Origin of the sequence: Ferrimonas sediminum (assembly GCF_900100175.1) — a bacterium.
Taxonomy (GTDB): domain Bacteria; phylum Pseudomonadota; class Gammaproteobacteria; order Enterobacterales; family Shewanellaceae; genus Ferrimonas; species Ferrimonas sediminum.
The window spans coordinates 1-17,631 of sequence record NZ_FNEM01000025.1; the positions used below are offsets into that span (position 1 = coordinate 1).

Below are 17,631 nucleotides of genomic sequence, written 5' to 3' on the forward strand. Positions count from 1 at the left end.
ATCACCACAGTTTGCTGTGGGCGATTAGCTCAGTTGGGAGAGCACCTGCCTTACAAGCAGGGGGTCACTGGTTCAAGCCCGGTATCGCCCACCACATCTATCAAAAAAAGCGAGTCCAACGACTCGCTTTTTTTGTGCCTGAAGATCAGAACCACTGCCGATACCGCCACCAATTGATCCCTGCGTTCGTCACACAATAAATTAAAAAATCATCTGCCCGTACTTCGCTTTCGTACTAGGTTTACATTAGCCTTCACACGGAGATGAACCATGAGCAGTATCTCTCAATCCGCATCCCAAAGCAGCATTGCCGAGTACCTGAGGCATGTACAGGGCGTGGATGCCGCCGCTGCCGATGCCGAGGCTGCCGCTATCATTGATAATTTTGAACGAATGAAATCAATGGGCTACATCAAAGGCTGGTGCTTTGATGAAGGTGGCCACCTGGATCTAATCCCCTCGGACACCATAGTTAAAATATTTGGCGACGAGTAAGATCGACGACAACCGCTACCGGCTCCGTTCACCACGGCGCTTTACATCTGTCCTGTTTCAGCCCAGTATGTAAACACAATAGTTTACAAAAGGCGAGGCGATGGACAGCCGTCCCTACTACACCTTTGGCGTCACTCTGTTGATCACCCTGATCAGTGTGTGTGGTATTGCCCTGCCCTACCCTATCCTTGCGCCTCTGTTTCTGGATCTTCAACATCCGATCAGCCAGTTTGCCGGCATCCCGGAAAAACTGCTATTGGGGGCCGTACTGGCCATCTACCCTGTCGGCATTTTGATTGGCAGCAACTATCTGGGTGCCTGGTCCGACCGACTCGGACGGAAACGGGTACTTAGCTGGACCATGCTCGGCGCAACGCTGAGCTATGGACTGACCGCCTTTGCCATTGAACAGGGCAGCTTTCTGCTGTTTACTGCCAGCCGGCTACTGACCGGGCTGTTTGAAGGAAACCTGGCCATCGCCCGAGCGATTGCCGCCGACCTGCACCCCAAAATCGATCGAACCCGCGCCTTTTCCTATCTGAGCGCCATGGGGTATGCCGGATACCTTATCGGCCCGGTTGTTGGAGGCTTTTTACTGCCACTAGGTGCCAGCCTGGCTTTCTGGGTTGCCGCTGCCGCCTGCGCGGCGGCAACCGGATTGATTTTGCTGGCACTGCCCAAGGATACCGGAGGCCGGTACCGGCAACAGGGTTCCAGCCTGAGTTTGCTGAAGCACCCTCATTATCGGGATTTTTTTGTCTGCTACCTGATGCTGATGTTGGCCCTGAACGGCTTCTACGAGTTCTATCCGGTATGGCTGGTGGAGTACCGGCAATTCAACAGCGAGCAGATAGCCTGGGCCACGGTACTGCTGACTTCAGCCATGATCGCCACCGCCGTAATGGCAACCATGAAGGTAAAACGCTGGCTCGGCCTGGTCAGCGCCGGGGTAGTGGGAGTTCTGCTGTTTGCCGTCGCCATCGGCAGTTTTCCCTATGGCAACGGCGATTACCTGGCCAGCTTCATCGCCGCCGGCATCGGCATTGCGCTGTTTAATGCCATGATGCCGAGTTACCTGTCGGAACACGCCCAAGACAGCCAGGGCCAGGGACAGTTAATGGGGCTGCTGACCACGGTGTTTTGTTTGGGCAATGTCATCATCGCCATCGTCGGTGCCGCCCTGGCACTGGTGGATACCCGGCTGGTGTTGATGACCAGTGCCCTGCTGGCCGTTATCGCCTCGGGGCTGTTTTGGCGCCTGGCTCGTTCTGCCCCCAGAGGGGCAGAAACCATCCACTCCAATTCCTAGGCCAGGTATCGGGCCGACAGGTGGTTGAGCAGAGCCTCGGCAGACAGGGGATGCCCCGTCATGTTGAGGCAAGACTGATTCAAGTCGGCGCCACCTCCATGGTGCCAAATCCCTGCCTGCAACTGCTGGCGCACCCACTGGCCCCGATCTTCAGGTCCACGATGCCACTGTGGGGACTGACGTAATCCGGCAAACACCTGCGCCGCCGCCATCGCCCCGAGCGCATAGCTGGGGAAGTAGCCGAACTCACCGAAGCACCAGTGAATGTCCTGCAGACAGCCGTCCCGATTGTTGCCAGGGCTGACTCCCAACAGGGTGTGCATGCCCTGACGCCAGGCCTCAGGCAGATCAGACAGGGGCAGATCGCCGCTGATCAGCGCCTGCTCCAACTCCAATCGCAACAGGATGTGCGCCGGGTAAGTCACCTCATCAGCCTCAACCCGAATCAAACTTGGCTGCACCCGGCCAATGTGAGCACTTAAGTTTTCTGCCTCTAAGCCAGGGTGTGCCCCCCAGTGGCGCTGCAGGAATTCCGACAACCACTGAATGAAATCCGGCTCTCTTGCCAGCTGCATCTCAAACGACAACGCCTGGGCTTCATGCAGGGCGGCGGACTGCACCCGGGCCATGGGCGTGTTGTGCCAACGAGCGTCGATCCCCTGCTCGAAACAACCGTGTCCCGCCTCATGGATCATGGAGTAGAGGGCGGACAGCGGCTGTTGCTTATCGTAGCGGGTGGTTATCCGCACATCCGATGGCACTCCGGCGCTAAAAGGGTGGGTGCTGGTATCGAGGCGGCCGCGGCCAAGATCAAAACCAAGCTCAGGCAACAACGCCTCCAGAGCCTTGCGCTGCTGATTCACTTCGACCTCAGGCAAAGGCACAACACTTCGGACACGGCTGCGCTCAGACGCTTCAGCAATCAGACCCGGAAGGCGATCTTTCAGAGGCGCAAACAGCTGGTTGAGTTGCGTCAGGCTGATGTCCGGCTCAAATTTGTTCAGTAACCCTTGATACAGTGGCGCCTGCGCTGACGAGCGCCGGATCTCCGCCTCCTCCTTCAATAACGCCAATACTGGCTCAAATGCCGTTTTGAACAGAGAAAAGTCATCCTCTTTTCTGGCCTGGCGCCAGCGGTTTTCACAGGCCACGGACAGTGTCACCCTGCGACGCACAAACTCGTCGTCCAACAGGGTCGCATCCCGAACCCGGCGCACCATCAACTCCAGCATCCGCCGCTGGCTGGCCGACAACGGCAACTGACCCAGCTGAGACAGAGTATCGGGCAAGCCGGGATCGCGCAGCCTTCGGTTGATCACCAGTTGTAACTCGGCCATGGCCTCGGCTCTGGTCTCCTGCCCCCGGTCGCTGAGCAGGGTGGCCTGATCCCACTCCATTAACGCCATAGCGTGCTCTAAGTGGGAAATTCCTGAAAAATGTTGCTCCAGATCACTCCATGTCTGTGTCATCGATCTACCCCGTTCAAGTTAGAGTCAGAATTCTATAGGCGTGAGCGCATTTGTTTGGCATAGTAATAAAACATTGATATTAATTCTTCAAAATAACAAGAATTCGTTATGGACCTCCGTCAACTACGCAATTTCGTTACCGTCGCCGAACAGAGCAGTTTTACCCGGGCTGCTCGTATTCTGGGTGTCGCCCAGCCGGCAGTCAGCACGGCCATCAAAAAACTGGAGACCGAGCTCGGACTGGTGTTGTTGCATCGCCAGGACAAGCGGGTTCAACTCACTGCCGAGGGACAAGAACTGCTTCCCCATGCCAAAGAGATCCTTTCGCGGGTCGAGCTGGCTGAATCGGCCATGACCCGACTGCAGCAACTGGGCCGGGGTGAGGTTCGCATCGCCCTGCCCGGGATGATCGGCTCCTACTACTTCCCTGCCCTGCTGATGGCGTTCCATCACCGTTACCCTGAGCTGAAACTGTCGCTGATTGAAGCGGGCACACGGGAGATTCAATCGATGATCGAGCGGGACGAAATCGACATCGGTATCGTCATCGACGGAGACGCTCAAACCACGCTGGAAACCATTCCTCTAACCAAGGAAGAGATGATCGTGGCCTGTAGCCTCGACCACCCGTTGGCAGAGCTGGAGTCGGTGAACTTTGAAGATTTCATGGAGCATGAACTGGTGATGTTCAAGCGCGGCTATTACCACCGCGAGCGCATGGATCAACTGGCCAAGGCCCATAATCTGGAGCCTCAACTGGCGTTTGAGACCAACCTGATTGAGCTGATTCGCTCCATTGTGCGCCAGGGCTTTGCGATCACCACGGTATTAAAGATGGTGGTGGAGAATGACCCCCAGATTAAGGCGATCTCCTTTGAAGAGCCGTTGTTCATGGATCTGCATGTGGCCTGGAAACGCGGCCGGGCACTGACTCAGGCAGACCGCACCTTCCTGGACTTTCTGCTCGAACAGCGAGACACCGAGAAGTCTCTGTAATCCGGCCCCCGGCTGCGGTCAGACGACCGCATCCGGCTGGTTCTCCGGCGCCGCTTCGGCAAATGACGTCATCTGCCGGCACCGGCGAACGATGCCATTGAGCAAGGGATACTCCTGCATGGGCACATTGAAACGCTCGGCATTGTAGACCTGGGGCACCAGACAGACGTCGGCCATGGAGACCACATCACCAACGCAGAACAGTCCCGAGGTCTGCTCCAGTTGCAGCTCAAAACCGGCAAAGGCAGTCTTGACCCAATGCCGGTACCACCTCGCTTTTTGCCCATCGTCCACCCCCAACTCTACCGTCAGGTATTTCAACACCCGCAGGTTATTTAACGGATGGCAATCAATGGCTATGTTGTGGGCCATCGCCCTGACCTTGGCCCGGGCCGTGGGTTCATCGGGCAACAGAGGCCTGTCCGGGTACGCCTCATCCAGATATTCAATGATCGCCAGAGACTGATTCAGAATCAGGTCGCCGTCCTGCAAAGTGGGCACCAGGTGGTTGGGGTTTAACACCCCGTACGCCGGCAGGTGCTGCTCGCCACCGTTGTTAATCAGGTTCACCGAGATGTTTTCATACTCCAGCCCTTTGAGTGCGCAGGCAATCCTTACCCGATAAGCCGCACTCGAGCGCCAGTATCCGTACAATTTGAGCATCGGCAATGATGACCCCTTAAGACTCGACCAGTCTCTGTTCTATAGCACCAAAAATGGAATCTTGCCTTAAATCAAACATCTCAATTCTAACGACATCGCCAAATTGCATAAAAGGAGTGACCGGTTTGCCGTGCTCAATGATCTCCAGCATCCGCTTCTCTGCCAGGCAGGAGGAGCCGGCGCTGCGATCGTAGTTGGAGACGGTGCCTGACCCGATGATGCAGCCGCTGCCCAGGGGGCGGCTCTTGGCGGCATGAGCAACCAGGGTCGGGAAGTCAAAGGTCATGTCGACGCCGGCATCGGGGCGGCCAAAGCAGTCACCATTAAGGTGGGTGACCAGAGGCAGGTGAACCTTGCCGTCACGCCACTGCTCGCCGAGCTCATCGGGAGTGACCGCCACCGGAGAGAAGGCGCTGGACGGTTTGGACTGATAGAAGCCAAATCCCTTGGCCAGTTCGCCGGGAATCAGGTTACGCAGGGACACATCGTTAACCAGCATTAGCAATTTGATGTGTTCCCCAGCGGCAGAAGCTTCGACTCCCATGGGCACATCATCGGTAATCACCGCAATCTCTGATTCAAAATCCACTCCCCAGTCGGTAGTGGGCATGCGGATCGCTTCGTAGGGGGCCAGGAAGGTGTCCGAGCCGCCCTGATAGATCAGCGGATCGGTCCAGAAACTCTCCGGCATGTCGGCGCCACGGGCTTTGCGCACCAACTCCACATGGTTGACGTAGGCACTGCCATCGGCCCACTGATAGGCCCGGGGCAAGGGTGAATGGCACTGGGTCTGATCGAAGTCAAAGGCATCAATGAGCGCCCCCTCATTGAGCTGTTGGTACCTTTGCTCCAGCCTGGGGGCCAGCTGCTGCCACTGATCCAGTGCCTGTTGCAGGGTCGAGGCGATGTCGGTGGCCAGGGCGGCATGGCGAAGATCACGACTCACCAGCACCAGCTCGCCATCGCGACCGCTGCGGTTCAAGGTGGCTAATTTCATATGGATTTCCTTATTCTTTTACTTGCCAACTGCTGGCGTAATCCGGGTTTTCCAGGGCCTGGGCCGCCTCGGACAACTGCAGCGGATCCCGAGTATCAATCATCACCGCCACTTCATCGGTGAAGGTCTTTTGGTGGGCCATCCCGGCGGCAAACGCCTTGGGGTGGGGCCCGTGGGTAAAGCCACAAGGGTGGAACGTCACCATGCCCGCATCGATGTTGTCACGGCTGAAAAAATCGCCGGCGTGGTAGAACAGCACCTCATCGTAATCGTCGTTGTTGTGGTAAAACGGCACTTTCAAGGCACCGGGATCACTCTCAATCGGACGAGGAACGAAGGTGCAGACCACAAAGCGACTGGCCACAAAGGTGGTGTGGGCCGAGGGCGGCAGATGATAGCGGTGACTCATCAACGGGCGGATGTCTCGCCAGTTAATGCGCACCGGCGCCAGATCCCCATGCCAGCCGATGGCATCCAGGGGGTTAAAGGGATAGCGAACTTCAGACAGGGCATCGAGGCGCTTCACTTTGACAGTCCAGGGCTGTTCGTCCTGCTGAGCCAGGAATGCGTCATTGATACGTGGCATGTCCAGCATGGCCGGGTCAAAGATGGCATGAGGACCGACGATGCCCTTGTCGGGCAACTGAAAGCTGTCTCCGCTGGCCTCAATCATCAGGATCTGCAGCGGCTCAAGCACCTCCAGTCGCCACATCGTGGATCGTGGCAACATCAGATAATCACCGGTTTCCAGTGTCAGGTGGCCATAGTCACAATAGAGCTCGGCACGGCCAGCATGGATGAACAGCAACTCGTCGCCATCGGCATTGCGCATCAGCTCGGTCATGCTGTGGTCGAGGTGCCATAACCTCATCTGGCAGTGGCTGTTGTGCAGGAATGCCGGCACCTGCCAGGGCACAGGGTGGCGCTGCTGCTGTCGATTGAGATCCAGTGCCCGCGGCCTCAGTGGCCCCTGCCAATCACTCCAGCCTGTGGGCGGATGCCGGTGATGAAAGTGTGCCGCCGGACCAAAGAAGCCGGCCCGACCCGCTTCCCGCTCATAAATCGCCTGCTCCGGCAGATCGGCATGGGCCTGGCGGGAGACCGTGCCCTCTTTGTGTGGAAAACTGATCCATTTACGCATAGCAACTCCCCAGGGTTTGCGGAAATCGGGGCTCGTGCGAGCCCCGCCAATCAGATCACGCCACGGCGAATCTGATCTTCCTCGATGGACTCAAACAGAGCCTTGAAGTTACCCTCCCCGAACCCTTCGTTGCCCTTGCGCTGAATGATCTCGAAGAACACCGGCCCAATGACGGTCTGAGTGAAGATCTGCAGCAGAATGCCATCTTTCATCGGCGCACCATCGATAAGGATACGCAGCTCCCGCAGACGCTCCTTGTCCTCCTGGTGACCTTCGACCCGCTGATCGATCTTTTCGTAGTAAGTGTCCGGGGTCGGCATGAACTCCATGCCACCGGCGCGCAGATCAGACACGGTCTGGTAGATGTCCTCGGTCGTCAGGGCGATGTGCTGGATGCCCTCGCCTTTGTATTCTCTGAGGTACTCCTCAATCTGCGACTTGTCGTCAGAAGACTCGTTGATGGGGATGCGAATCTTGCCGCAGGGGCCGGTCATGGCCCGGCTGACCAAACCGGTCAGCTTGCCCTCAATGTCGAAATAGCGGATCTCACGGAAGTTGCCGATGCGTTCATAGAACCCGGCCCACTTGTTCATGTTGCCCTGAAATACGTTGTGGGTCAGGTGATCGATCTCGAGCAGGCCCTTGTCGTTGGCAGCCAGTGCCTGTTGCCATTGATCGTAGAACTGGAAATCCACATCGTAGATGCTGTTGTCGCCGTAACGGTCGACAAAGTACAGCGTCGACTCGCCAATCCCCTCGACCGCCGGAATGTTCAACTCCATGGGACCAATGTTGCCTTCGAACCGCGTTGCCCCATTCTCAATGGCGTGAGCCTGTGCCTTGGCGGAATCGGCCACCCGCCACGCCATGCCACACACCGACGGACCGTGCAACGCCGCAAATTCGGCCGCCTGCGAGTGAGGCTGGGCATTGATGATGAAGTTGATGTCGCCCTGACGATACAACCAGGCCTGCTTGCTACGGTGCTTGGCAATTTCGGTAAACCCCAGTAAACCGAACAGCTGCTTCAGCTTCTCAATCCCCTCTGCATCGGGGGCGGTGTACTCCACAAATTCAAACCCGTCGGTTCCCAGTGGATTGTAATCCGTTATCGCCATGGTCTTCTCCCTTGTTGATTGCGCTGTTGCTGCTCGGCCTTCTATTTTTTTGAGCCGATGCAGGGTCTGCCGGTGGCCTGTGGCACACCGGACACGATTAACCAAACGCTAACAAAGATTGAGCTTCGTGACAGGGATCACAGAAAGGTTAGGGCGGGAAGAAGATGTCACCCCTGGTTTACAGGGGTGGCATTTGTATTTCTAGTCAATTACTTACGTTTTTTTCCGATGCTGTATTCACGCAATTTATTGGCAATGGCAGTGTGGGACACGCCCAGTTTTTTGGCCAATTGACGGGTACTGGGGTAGGCGGGATAGAGCCGACGCAACAGGCTGGACTCAAACTGCTTTACTGCCTGCTCCAGGGACCCTTCAAACTCCTGATCAAAATAACCAAAGCCCTCGGTCCAGGCGGGGAGCCTCAGATCCTCCGGCTGCAGCTCTCCCATGCCTTCGGCCATGGACACCGCCCGAAAGATGGCATTCTTAAGTTGACGCACATTCCCGGGCCAGGCGTAGTTACGAATGTAATCGCGACACTCGCCAGAGAGCTGGCGGGCCGTGCTGGCCAACTGCTGGCTGTAGTGCTCCAGAAACAGCTCCGCCAGCGGCACGATGTCACTGGGGCGCTCCCGCAGCGGCGGCAGCATCAGGTTGAGAACATTGATGCGATAGTAGAGATCTTCACGGAATTGGCCCTGCTGGCACAGATCGGACAGATCCCGCTGACTGGCACAGATGATGCGTACGTCCACGGCAATCTCTTCATCGTCCCCCACCCGGCGAAAACAGCCATCCTGAATAAAGCGCAGCAGCTTTACCTGCAGCTGGGCCGACATGTCGGCCACCTCATCAAGAAAAATGGTGCCGCCATCTGCTTGCTCGATGACGCCCTTCTTCACCGGCTGACCCGGGGCCGAGGCAAAGCCAAACAGTTCACTCTCGGCCACGGCATCGGGCAGGGAGGCACAGTTGATCACCACAAAGGGCTTCTCGGCACGCAGACTGGCGTCGTGGCACGCCCTGGCCATGAGCTCCTTGCCGGTGCCGGTTTCGCCGCTGATCAACAGTGGCGCTTCCAGTTGGGCCATGCGACGGGCCTGATCCAGTACCGCCTTCATCTTGTCGCTCTGAGCCAGAACGGTATCAAAGCCAGTCAGCTGATTGCGCAAGGCGTTGAACTGCTTACCGACACGGGAGGGGGATTTCAACACCACCACGGCCCCTGCCAGCGAGGTCTCTTCATGGTTGCCCTCCGGCAGATGAATCGGGAACATCTCCGCCAGGTAGTCGCTGCTTTGCACCTGCACCCGAATCGCCTGGGGCAGGACTTCGTCGCTCTGCAGCCAGCGCTGAAAGCCAAAACCCTGAACCCAGTTACTCAGGGGCTGATTCAGCACCTCTTCCCGAGGGGTGCCCAATACCGCCACCGCAGAATCGTTGGCCATGGTCACCTTAAGGCGGGTATCGATGGACAATACCGCATCCGGCAGGGTGCTCAACAACGTCTCCAGAGCGTAGTGCTCTCGCTCAGAAGGCATAAAGGGAACGGTGCGTACATCCTTTACGGCTTCGATTTTACGCAGGATGGGCAGCAACACGCTGAGTTCGTCAAAACTCAGCTCCGGCAGCTGCAGATAGATGTAGCCCTGACTTTCCGCGTCGATGGCATTGACGTTGATCTGGTGCTGCTCCAGCACTTCCAGTATCTCCCGGGCCAATCCGATGCGGTCGTCACAACTGACTTCCAAGCGCATAAAAGGGTTCCTAACTGACTGTTCACTAATGGACACATCATACCCTTTACCGTCTTGGGTGACCACGGTGTCAGTATTTGTTTACAAAATTGGCGCACAAAAAAGCGCCGCTTTAGGCGGCGCTGTCTAGCACGGTGTGCTGGAGCGAAGGCGCGAACAGGCTAGTCCAGCTGCTGATCGGTCTTGGCCGCCATGATGAAGTCGTTGCGGTGCAACCCCGAGATGGCGTGGGTCCACCAGGTGACGGTGACTTTGCCCCACTCAAGCAAAATGCCGGGATGATGAAACTCCGCTTCGGCCAGCTCCGCCACCTTGTTGGCAAAGGCCCAGGCCAGCTTGAAGTTCTTAAAGGTGTACACTCGCTCCAACTGCATGACACCATCGCGCACTTCGGTATGCCAGTCGGGGATCTGCGACAGCAACTGCCCCAGCTCTTGGTCACTGACCTGGGGAGCACCCGCCTGGCAGGCTTCGCATTTCATTTGAGATAATTCAGACATTGTGTGGTTTCCTTTTTACACAGCTTGTTGTTTTGGCGGAAATTTAGCAGGGTGCAGGCCCAATTCCCGAGCCTGGGCCACCAGGGTCATCAAATCCAGGTTGGCGATGTCGAACAGGGCATCGATGTCATCCAGCACGTAATACAAAGGCTGCATGATGTCGATGCGATAGGGCGTACGCAGGGCATCGATGACCGACATCGGCTGGCGCTCGGGTTTGTCCGACAGGGCGTAACGGGTCTCCCCGGGCGACGACAAGATGCCGCCGCCATAGATGCGCAGTCCCTGGTCGGTGTTCACCAGCCCGAACTCGACGGTAAACCAATACAGCCGGGCCAGGTAGACCCGCTGCTGGGGCGTTGCCGCCAATCCCAGCTTTCCGTAAGTATGGGTGAAGTGGGCAAACGCCGGGTTGGTCAGCAGCGGACAGTGGCCAAAGATCTCGTGGAAGATATCCGGCTCCTGCAGGTAATCGAACTCGGCCCGGTTACGGATGAAGGTGGCAACGGGAAACCGCTTCTGCGCCAGCAGCTCGAAAAAGTGCTGGAATGAGATCAGTGCCGGCACCTGGGCGGTTTGCCAGCCCGTGGCCTGTTGCAGTACCTGATCCACTTCCGCCAGCTGGGGAATGCGGTCCAGGGGCAACGACAGCTGCTCCAGCCCCAGCAGGTATTCCGGGCAGGCCCGGCCTTCGATGCAACCGATCTGACGTTCGATCAATTCACTCCAGATCCGGTGTTCCTCATCGGGGTAATGAATCACCCCCTGCGCGTCCGGCTGACGGGCGGTGTAGTTAGTTCCCTTCATGACACCTCCTCGGCCAGGCTGGCGGTTAACGGTGCCAACCCCTGCGTCAGATCCGCCAGCAGGTCATCGCAGTGCTCCAGACCGATGGAGAGACGAATCAAGGTGTCGGCAATGCCGGCTTTGGCCCGGTCATCATTGTCGTAGGTGGCGTGAGTCATGGAAGCCGGATGCTGCACCAGGGATTCGGCATCGCCCAGGCTGACCGCGATCTTGAACAGGGACAGACGATTGACGAAGGCCACCGCCTGCTCGAAATCGGCGTTCAGTTCCAGCGCCAACACGCCGCCGCCGGCTCGCATCTGGGTGCCAATCAAGGCCTTGCCCGGATGGCCATCCAGGCCGGGATAATAGACCCGGGTGACGGCGGGATGGCGCTGCAGAAACTCTGCCACCACCTGAGCACTGGCGCTGTGGCGCTCCATGCGCAGCGCCAGGGTTTTCATGCCGCGCAGAATCAACCAGGCATCGTGGGGAGACAATACCCCGCCGATATCTTTAAGGCTACGGCTTCGAAGCAGCTCCAGGTGCACCTGGTCGGCGCACACCACCCCGGCAATCACGTCGCCGTGGCCATTGAGGTATTTGGTGGCGCTGTGCAGAACGATGTCGATGCCCTGGACCTTAGGCTGCTGCAACAGCGGCGTCATGAAGGTGTTGTCCACCACCGAGATCAGCTGGTGCGCCCCGGCCAGTTTGGCCACAGTCTTCAGATCGTACACCGCCAGGTGAGGGTTCACCGGCGTCTCCAGCAGCAGCATGCGGGTATTGGGCCGAATGGCGGCACGGATGGCCTCGACATCGGAAAAGTCCACCGCGGTGACCTCGATGCCAAAACGCGGCAGCTGCTCACTCACCAGAGAGTGAGTACAGCCATAGAGACAGGTGTTGCAGATAAGGTGGTCGCCCTGATCCAGCAGGCCCAGCAGCACCGCCGACACGGCCGCCATGCCACTGGCAAAGGCCACGGCACCGTCATAGCCTTCCAGTTCGGCCATGCGCCGCTCAAATTCGGCCACCGTCGGGTTGCCCAGGCGGGTATAAATGGGACCGTCCTGCTCGCCGGCAAAGCGGGCAGAGCCGGTTTCGACTCGATCAAAAACAAAGGTGGCCGACTGGTACAGAGGTGACACCAGCGCCCCTTGAGGTTCCTGAAGATGGCCGGCATGGATCACCGCCGTCTCCGGATGCATCTTTGAAGCCATGTTGCTTAACTCCCCGTAATGCACCCTATATACGTTATTGTGGTGGGTGCAGGTTTCTCCCCCTAACATAATCCAGCCACCTGCCGGCAACACCTTTTCGCCTAAAAACCCACCACTACGGTTGTAAATTATTTGTTACATGACTGGCGTTCACGAGCCTGCCGCAGCGCCTTAGCCGACAATGACGTCAACTCGGACAATAGCTTGCCCTGCAGGGTCAGCAGCCTGGGTCTGGCTTCGGTCTGAGGCAGAGGTCGGCACAACTTCTGCGCCTGATACCCCAGCCGGGCGGTCAACAGCCCCGCCCCCATTCCCTGAGCCAGCCGGGCGGACAACTTACCGGTCAGTTCCGCCGACAGCATCTGACCGCCGAGATCCACCATCAACTCACTGCCACCGGCATAGATGAGGTTGTGCAGCATCTGTCGTACCAGAGACACCCGCCCCAGATAGCCGGGTTCCACGCCGTAGAGTTTGGCCAGCTCATCCAGCATGCGCTGGTTGCGCCACAGCATCAGCGCCATGTCCAGCATCGCCAGCGGACTCGCCGCCAACATCACCGCCGCCTGCGCCGAATAGCGATAGATGATCGCCTCCGCCTGCTTGTCCAGCGGTGCCACCACAGTCGACTCCGCCAGCGCCAGCAGTTCGGCGTCACTGTGATGATCCTGAACCCGGCTCTGCCACTGACGCCAGTTGTCATCACACTGCGGTGGCAGGGCCTGGCGAAGCTGGTCCAGCAACGGCGCCGCGGCGCCCATCTGCTGGCTGGTCAGCAGGGGCAGCAGTTGCTCCTGAAGATTGGCTCGTCCCCGTAGCTGCCTGAGCCGCAGCCACTCTTTGACGGTCAGACGCACCAACCCAGCCAGGGCCAGAGAGAAAAACAGGGCGTACAGGGCGAACAGCCACGGACTGGTGTGCCAGGACGCCTGCAGAGTCAGGCCAGCTTCGGCCAACACCAGGGCCAGGCCGCTGCCCAGCAGCACCTTGGTCCACAATCCCGCCCGGGCAGCCTTTGGTGGCTCAGTGGACAACAACGCCGAGTCCAACGGCTGATCTTCGGCCTCTTCAGGCAAGGCCTGCAACGGCTCCACCGCGTCAAACTCCCGGGATTCCTGAATCGGTTTCATCGCATCTTGTCTCCTAATAAAAACTGCAGTGCGTAGTCCAGTCTCATGTGGGGTAAGGCGCTGCCGGCCTCGCAAACGGGGGGTGAGAAGGGCCGGAAACGAAACCCCTGCTGTTGCCAGAACTGTCGCTCGGGCAACTGGGTGGGGACTTCACCGGGAAAACGCACACAGGACTCGCCATCCAGTGACTGGCCGGAGATCACTGCCACTGTACTTCCGCTGCGCTCCACCTGCCCCTGACGGGTGGCGTTGATAGCGCTGAGCACCAGGGTTTCCATCCGGGTGCCAAAGTAACGGGGCTGACGACGGCTGCCCTTCATCAGGTTATGCATTAACTGCAGCAGGTTGTGGTGCTGGTCTACGGTCACGTGATCCGCCTTGGTCGCCGCAAACAGCACCCGGTCAATCTTGGGCCGGAACAGCCGCCCCAGGGTGCTGCCGGGACCGTAGTGGAAGCTGTGGCTGAGAGCTTGCAACGTATGAGACAGCTGCTCGACCTGATCCCGGCCTTGATTCAGTGCCGTCAGGCAATCCACCAACACCACCTGACGATCCAAACGGGCAAAATAGTGGCGGAAGAAGGGCTTAACCACCTGATCGCAATAGGCGCTGTAACGCTCGGTCAACCTCTGTATCAGCGGGCTGTCCTCGGCCAGGCTCGAGCGCATGGCCGGGGGCAACGGAAACCACTCCAGTACCGGGGCTCCCGCCAGTTCTCCGGGAAGCAGAGCCCGCCCCGGTTGCAACAGGCTGGCACCGCACTCGCGTTTGAGGGTCTGCAGCAGGCTGGCGTAGTCCCGGGCAACCTCGGCGATAACGCCGTCGGTTTCGTCGCTGCTGAGCGCCGCCACCCGGGCACACCAGGACTGGGTTTGGGTTTTCCAGGCCGGTCGCTGCAACTGTTGCCAGATGGCATCACTCCATTGGTCAAATGACTGCTGCAGCAAAGGCAGATCCAGCAACCACTCGCCAGGGTAATCGATGATATCCAGATACAGGGTCACCGGGCGACCAATCTGCCCTGCCAGCCCCTTTTCCGGCAGGTAACGCAGTGCCAGTCGAATCTCACTGATGGTGCGGGTGGAGGGCGGCCACGACGGCGGCGTCTGCTGCAGGCAGTCCAGGGCGCCGGTGTAATCAAACGGCTGCAGGGTCAGATCGGGCTGGCGGGCAATGCGGGCACCGAGAAACCGCTGCTGCTCCATCACCTGCCAGGCCGGCAGAAGCTGTGATTCGCCGTGCAGAAGCTGATTCACCAGAGAGGTGATGAACGCGGTCTTTCCGGCTCCGGAGATGCCGGTCACCCCGAGACGGACATGGCGATCCAGTCCGCGCTGAGCGATCTCCTCCAGTTGATTACCTAGTTGTTTAACCCGGTGTTTTAAAGGATTCATAGGCGTGTATCGTAATCCATGGCTTGGGTGACGTCGGCAGGGACCGAACCGACTCCCGTCAGAACGGCAACGGTCCGGCTGCAGGGCAACCGGACCGGATTTCATCAGAGGTTATTGATTTCTCGTTTCAGGTGGAAGGCGTCCGAGGTGACGTGTTTTTCCAACCGCCTGAGGCGCAGTTCCAGGTTTCGAAACCGGGTACTGACTTCGTTCATCGCCTTCTTGGGCGAATCCCCGGCCTGCCAGACCTTGGTCTTCAGCTCATTGTGATGGGTGCTGGTGGGGGTCACCCCTTTGTCCAGCAGCACCCAGGCGATGATGTACAGCAGCAGGGGCAGACTGAAGACACCGGTCAGCAAGATGGCCGACAGAGTCACGATTCGAACCAGCCACACTTCCAGGTTGAAGTGCTCGGCCAGGCCGGCACAGACGCCAGCAACTTTGCCCTGATCCGGCAGACGCACCAATTGACGTTTCTCATGCTTCATGTCGGGTCCTCCACTCCGGTGACTCCTGGTCAAGAATCGACTCCAGGGTGTCGATTCGCTCCCCCATCTTGTCGGCCCGGGTTAACAGCGCATTGAGCTGTTGATACTCTTCGTCGCTGAGCCCTTGTGCCAACTGCTTCTTACTGCGGTAATGCAGGATGAGCCAGATGGGAGCCACGATTAACAAAAAGATAATCAGTGGCGCAATCAGTAAACCCATTAATTCTTCCATTCCGACTCCTCCCTAATTAGTCCTGCTTCTTCTTGAGCTTCTTCTTCATCTGCTCAAGTTCGTCGCTGATCTTCTCTTCCGCAGCCAGGGCGGCAAACTCATCTTCCAGGCTGCGGGGCTGGGCCAGTTCATGGGCTTCCACTTCCGCCTCCAGGGTTTCTACCCGGCGCTCGTACTGTTCAAACTTCATCATGGCATCGTCGATCTTACCGGTGTCCAACTGGCGTTTCACATCCAGACGGGATGACGCGGTCTGCTTGCGCATAATGATGGTCTTCTGGCGAGCACGGGCATCGTTAAGCTTCTCCTGGAGCAGGTTGATCTCCTCCTTCAGGCGATCGATCTGCTCTTCAACATACACCAGCTCACGCTTCAGGGTCTCCACCAACTCAGCGCACTTCTGCTTTTCAATCAGTGCGGCCTTGGCCAGATCTTCACGATCCTTACCCAGTGCCAGTTCGGCTTTGCTCTGCCAGTCCTCGACCTGAGCTTCGGCCCGCTCGATGCGACGCATCGCCTCTTTCTTCTCTGCCAGCACTTTGGCAGAGGTGGAACGAACTTCAACCAGCGTGTCTTCCATCTCCTGAATGATGAGTCGTACCATCTTTTCCGGATCTTCCGCTTTGTCCAGCAGGGCGCTGATGTTGGAGTTAACGATATCGGCAAATCTTGAAAAAATACCCATAATTAAATTCCTCTGAATGTCTAAATTGGCCCTCGTGTCTGTATCTGTTACAGGAAACGTGCCAACTTTTTGCCATCGCTAACCACTTGTTTTTAAACTGCTTTTCATGAGGCTTTATTTTAAGCAAGGGACGCCCTATTATGAATTCCACTAATAATTAGTAAATCACGCTACATCAGGGACCGATGACCAACTCTTTCAAACAAGACAACTTAATTGGCGAATCCAACGCCTTCCTCTCCGTGCTGGACCATGTGTCCCAGGCGGCGCCGCTGGACAAACCGGTGCTGATCATCGGTGAACGCGGCACAGGTAAAGAGCTGGTTGCCAAGCGCCTGCACTTCCTATCACAGCGCTGGGAGCAGCCTTACATCACCCTGAACTGCGCCGCCCTCAATGAGAATCTACTGGAAAGTGAACTGTTTGGCCACGAGTCCGGCGCCTTTACCGGCGCCGGTAAGCGCCATGAAGGGCGCTTCGAGCGGGCCCATAAAGGCAGCCTGTTTTTGGATGAGCTGGCCAATACCTCGGGGCTGGTGCAAGAAAAACTGCTAAGGGTCATCGAGTATGGCGAGTTCGAACGGGTCGGCGGTGCCCGCAGAGTCCGCACCGACGTGCGCCTGATCTGCGCCACTAATGAAGATCTGCCTGCACTGGCAGATCGCAGTGAGTTTCGTGCCGATCTGCTGGACAGGCTGGCGTTCGACGTGATCACCTTGCCGCCACTGCGGGAGCGCACCGACGACATCCTGCATCTGGCGGAACACTTTGCCATCAACATGGCCCGACAGTTATCGATGTCGATGTTCCCCGGCTTCACCAGTAAGGCCCAGCAGACCTTGCTGGAGTTTGACTGGCCCGGCAACGTCCGTGAACTGAAAAACGTGGTAGAACGCAGTGTCTACCGCCACAACAACGACGCGCTGCCGGTGCATCAGATCATCCTTGATCCGTTTGAGTCTCCCTGGCGACCGGCGCAAAGAATCAAAACCCAGGATCGGCAGCCGACCGTTACTCGGGAGGTGGCTGCGGACGTCGCCACAGCCCCCCCTCCGGCCGGTAATCCGGCGCCGGTACTGCCACTGGACTTTAAGGACACGGTACAGAACTTTGAGGTCAACCTGTTAAAACAGGCGCTGGAAGAGAGCCAGTTCAACCAGAAACGAACGGCGGAGGTACTGGGACTGAGTTACCACCAGTTGCGGGGGATCCTGAAAAAGTATGATCTGTTATGAAATCAAGCTAATG

Annotated in this window: 18 protein-coding genes and 1 tRNA gene; 5 read left to right on the forward strand and 14 right to left on the reverse strand. The window is 57.9% G+C overall.

Annotation, left to right across the window (positions count from 1 at the left end; all coding sequences use genetic code 11):
* Positions 1–18 precede the first annotated feature (18 nt).
* From BLT77_RS18675 to BLT77_RS18685, 3 genes are all read left to right on the forward strand, one after another.
* Positions 19–94, forward strand: a tRNA-Val gene (locus tag BLT77_RS18675).
* A gap of 176 nt (positions 95–270) precedes the next feature.
* Positions 271–495: a hypothetical protein gene (locus BLT77_RS18680; protein WP_090368221.1), complete on the forward strand. Its 225-nt coding sequence runs from the start codon at positions 271–273 to the stop codon at positions 493–495.
* 100 nt (positions 496–595) lie between these two features.
* The gene (locus tag BLT77_RS18685) at positions 596–1,804 is read left to right on the forward strand and encodes an MFS transporter (RefSeq protein ID WP_090368223.1); all 1,209 of its coding nucleotides are present in this window, start codon (positions 596–598) and stop codon (positions 1,802–1,804) included.
* On the opposite strand, the gene BLT77_RS18690 is transcribed toward BLT77_RS18685, so the two are convergent.
* The gene (locus BLT77_RS18690; protein WP_090368225.1) at positions 1,801–3,273 is read right to left on the reverse strand and encodes a carboxypeptidase M32; all 1,473 of its coding nucleotides are present in this window, start codon (positions 3,271–3,273) and stop codon (positions 1,801–1,803) included. The genes BLT77_RS18685 and BLT77_RS18690 overlap by 4 nt on opposite strands.
* Positions 3,274–3,381: 108 nt before the next feature.
* On the opposite strand from BLT77_RS18690, the gene BLT77_RS18695 reads away from it, so the two are divergent.
* Positions 3,382–4,269: a LysR family transcriptional regulator gene (locus BLT77_RS18695; RefSeq protein ID WP_028113802.1), complete on the forward strand. Its 888-nt coding sequence runs from the start codon at positions 3,382–3,384 to the stop codon at positions 4,267–4,269.
* Between the two features lie 18 nt (positions 4,270–4,287).
* Here the strand turns inward: BLT77_RS18695 and maiA are convergent, their stop codons facing one another.
* The 13 genes from maiA to pspA form a co-directional block, all read right to left on the reverse strand.
* A complete protein-coding gene (gene maiA, locus BLT77_RS18700) occupies positions 4,288–4,932 on the reverse strand; it encodes a maleylacetoacetate isomerase (RefSeq protein ID WP_090368227.1) in 645 nt (214 codons plus the stop codon).
* A 16-nt stretch (positions 4,933–4,948) separates the two neighbouring features.
* Entirely contained in the window at positions 4,949–5,929 is a 981-nt protein-coding gene (locus BLT77_RS18705) for a fumarylacetoacetate hydrolase family protein (RefSeq protein ID WP_090368229.1), read from the reverse strand.
* A 10-nt stretch (positions 5,930–5,939) separates the two neighbouring features.
* Positions 5,940–7,070 carry a homogentisate 1,2-dioxygenase gene (locus tag BLT77_RS18710; RefSeq protein WP_090368231.1) on the reverse strand — a complete coding sequence of 377 codons (1,131 nt, stop codon included), beginning with the start codon at positions 7,068–7,070 and terminating at the stop codon, positions 5,940–5,942.
* Between the two features lie 50 nt (positions 7,071–7,120).
* Positions 7,121–8,188 (reverse strand): 4-hydroxyphenylpyruvate dioxygenase, encoded by a 1,068-nt coding sequence (gene hppD, locus BLT77_RS18715; protein WP_090368233.1) that lies wholly within the window; start codon positions 8,186–8,188, stop codon positions 7,121–7,123.
* A gap of 209 nt (positions 8,189–8,397) precedes the next feature.
* Complete coding sequence (tyrR, locus tag BLT77_RS18720; protein ID WP_090368235.1) at positions 8,398–9,945, reverse strand: transcriptional regulator TyrR; 1,548 nt, start codon at positions 9,943–9,945, stop codon at positions 8,398–8,400.
* Positions 9,946–10,106: 161 nt separating this feature from the next.
* Positions 10,107–10,445 carry a 4a-hydroxytetrahydrobiopterin dehydratase gene (locus tag BLT77_RS18725; protein ID WP_090368237.1) on the reverse strand — a complete coding sequence of 113 codons (339 nt, stop codon included), beginning with the start codon at positions 10,443–10,445 and terminating at the stop codon, positions 10,107–10,109.
* 15 nt (positions 10,446–10,460) lie between these two features.
* Positions 10,461–11,252 (reverse strand): phenylalanine 4-monooxygenase, encoded by a 792-nt coding sequence (gene phhA / locus BLT77_RS18730; RefSeq protein ID WP_090368239.1) that lies wholly within the window; start codon positions 11,250–11,252, stop codon positions 10,461–10,463.
* The gene (locus BLT77_RS18735; RefSeq protein WP_090368241.1) at positions 11,249–12,454 is read right to left on the reverse strand and encodes a trans-sulfuration enzyme family protein; all 1,206 of its coding nucleotides are present in this window, start codon (positions 12,452–12,454) and stop codon (positions 11,249–11,251) included. Before BLT77_RS18735 ends, phhA begins: the two co-directional genes overlap by 4 nt.
* A 128-nt stretch (positions 12,455–12,582) precedes the next feature.
* A complete protein-coding gene (locus BLT77_RS18740; protein WP_090368243.1) occupies positions 12,583–13,584 on the reverse strand; it encodes a YcjF family protein in 1,002 nt (333 codons plus the stop codon).
* Positions 13,581–14,978, reverse strand: a complete 1,398-nt coding sequence (locus BLT77_RS18745; RefSeq protein WP_176819391.1) for a YcjX family GTP-binding protein — start codon at positions 14,976–14,978, stop codon at positions 13,581–13,583. Before BLT77_RS18745 ends, BLT77_RS18740 begins: the two co-directional genes overlap by 4 nt.
* 104 nt (positions 14,979–15,082) lie before the next feature.
* Positions 15,083–15,466 carry an envelope stress response membrane protein PspC gene (gene pspC / locus BLT77_RS18750; protein WP_090368247.1) on the reverse strand — a complete coding sequence of 128 codons (384 nt, stop codon included), beginning with the start codon at positions 15,464–15,466 and terminating at the stop codon, positions 15,083–15,085.
* A complete protein-coding gene (gene pspB / locus BLT77_RS18755) occupies positions 15,456–15,698 on the reverse strand; it encodes an envelope stress response membrane protein PspB (protein ID WP_084144501.1) in 243 nt (80 codons plus the stop codon). The genes pspC and pspB overlap by 11 nt, the downstream gene beginning before the upstream one ends.
* Before the next feature lie 16 nt (positions 15,699–15,714).
* Positions 15,715–16,383, reverse strand: a complete 669-nt coding sequence (gene pspA / locus BLT77_RS18760; RefSeq protein ID WP_090368249.1) for a phage shock protein PspA — start codon at positions 16,381–16,383, stop codon at positions 15,715–15,717.
* A 185-nt stretch (positions 16,384–16,568) separates the two neighbouring features.
* On the opposite strand from pspA, the gene pspF reads away from it, so the two are divergent.
* The gene (gene pspF / locus BLT77_RS18765) at positions 16,569–17,618 is read left to right on the forward strand and encodes a phage shock protein operon transcriptional activator (RefSeq protein WP_090368251.1); all 1,050 of its coding nucleotides are present in this window, start codon (positions 16,569–16,571) and stop codon (positions 17,616–17,618) included.
* The last annotated feature ends 13 nt before the right edge of the window (positions 17,619–17,631 follow it).

Bases quoted from the DNA above. Each gene is read 5' to 3' on its own strand.
- BLT77_RS18680 (WP_090368221.1), top strand. From the start codon at position 271: ATGAGCAGTATCTCTCAATCCGCATCCCAAAGCAGCATTGCCGAGTAC.
- BLT77_RS18685 (WP_090368223.1), top strand. From the start codon at position 596: ATGGACAGCCGTCCCTACTACACCTTTGGCGTCACTCTGTTGATCACC.
- BLT77_RS18690 (WP_090368225.1), bottom strand. From the start codon at position 3,273: ATGACACAGACATGGAGTGATCTGGAGCAACATTTTTCAGGAATTTCC.
- BLT77_RS18695 (WP_028113802.1), top strand. From the start codon at position 3,382: ATGGACCTCCGTCAACTACGCAATTTCGTTACCGTCGCCGAACAGAGC.
- maiA (WP_090368227.1), bottom strand. From the start codon at position 4,932: ATGCTCAAATTGTACGGATACTGGCGCTCGAGTGCGGCTTATCGGGTA.
- BLT77_RS18705 (WP_090368229.1), bottom strand. From the start codon at position 5,929: ATGAAATTAGCCACCTTGAACCGCAGCGGTCGCGATGGCGAGCTGGTG.
- BLT77_RS18710 (WP_090368231.1), bottom strand. From the start codon at position 7,070: ATGCGTAAATGGATCAGTTTTCCACACAAAGAGGGCACGGTCTCCCGC.
- hppD (WP_090368233.1), bottom strand. From the start codon at position 8,188: ATGGCGATAACGGATTACAATCCACTGGGAACCGACGGGTTTGAATTT.
- tyrR (WP_090368235.1), bottom strand. From the start codon at position 9,945: ATGCGCTTGGAAGTCAGTTGTGACGACCGCATCGGATTGGCCCGGGAG.
- BLT77_RS18725 (WP_090368237.1), bottom strand. From the start codon at position 10,445: ATGTCTGAATTATCTCAAATGAAATGCGAAGCCTGCCAGGCGGGTGCT.
- phhA (WP_090368239.1), bottom strand. From the start codon at position 11,252: ATGAAGGGAACTAACTACACCGCCCGTCAGCCGGACGCGCAGGGGGTG.
- BLT77_RS18735 (WP_090368241.1), bottom strand. From the start codon at position 12,454: ATGGCTTCAAAGATGCATCCGGAGACGGCGGTGATCCATGCCGGCCAT.
- BLT77_RS18740 (WP_090368243.1), bottom strand. From the start codon at position 13,584: ATGAAACCGATTCAGGAATCCCGGGAGTTTGACGCGGTGGAGCCGTTG.
- BLT77_RS18745 (WP_176819391.1), bottom strand. From the start codon at position 14,978: ATGAATCCTTTAAAACACCGGGTTAAACAACTAGGTAATCAACTGGAG.
- pspC (WP_090368247.1), bottom strand. From the start codon at position 15,466: ATGAAGCATGAGAAACGTCAATTGGTGCGTCTGCCGGATCAGGGCAAA.
- pspB (WP_084144501.1), bottom strand. From the start codon at position 15,698: ATGGAAGAATTAATGGGTTTACTGATTGCGCCACTGATTATCTTTTTG.
- pspA (WP_090368249.1), bottom strand. From the start codon at position 16,383: ATGGGTATTTTTTCAAGATTTGCCGATATCGTTAACTCCAACATCAGC.
- pspF (WP_090368251.1), top strand. From the start codon at position 16,569: ATGACCAACTCTTTCAAACAAGACAACTTAATTGGCGAATCCAACGCC.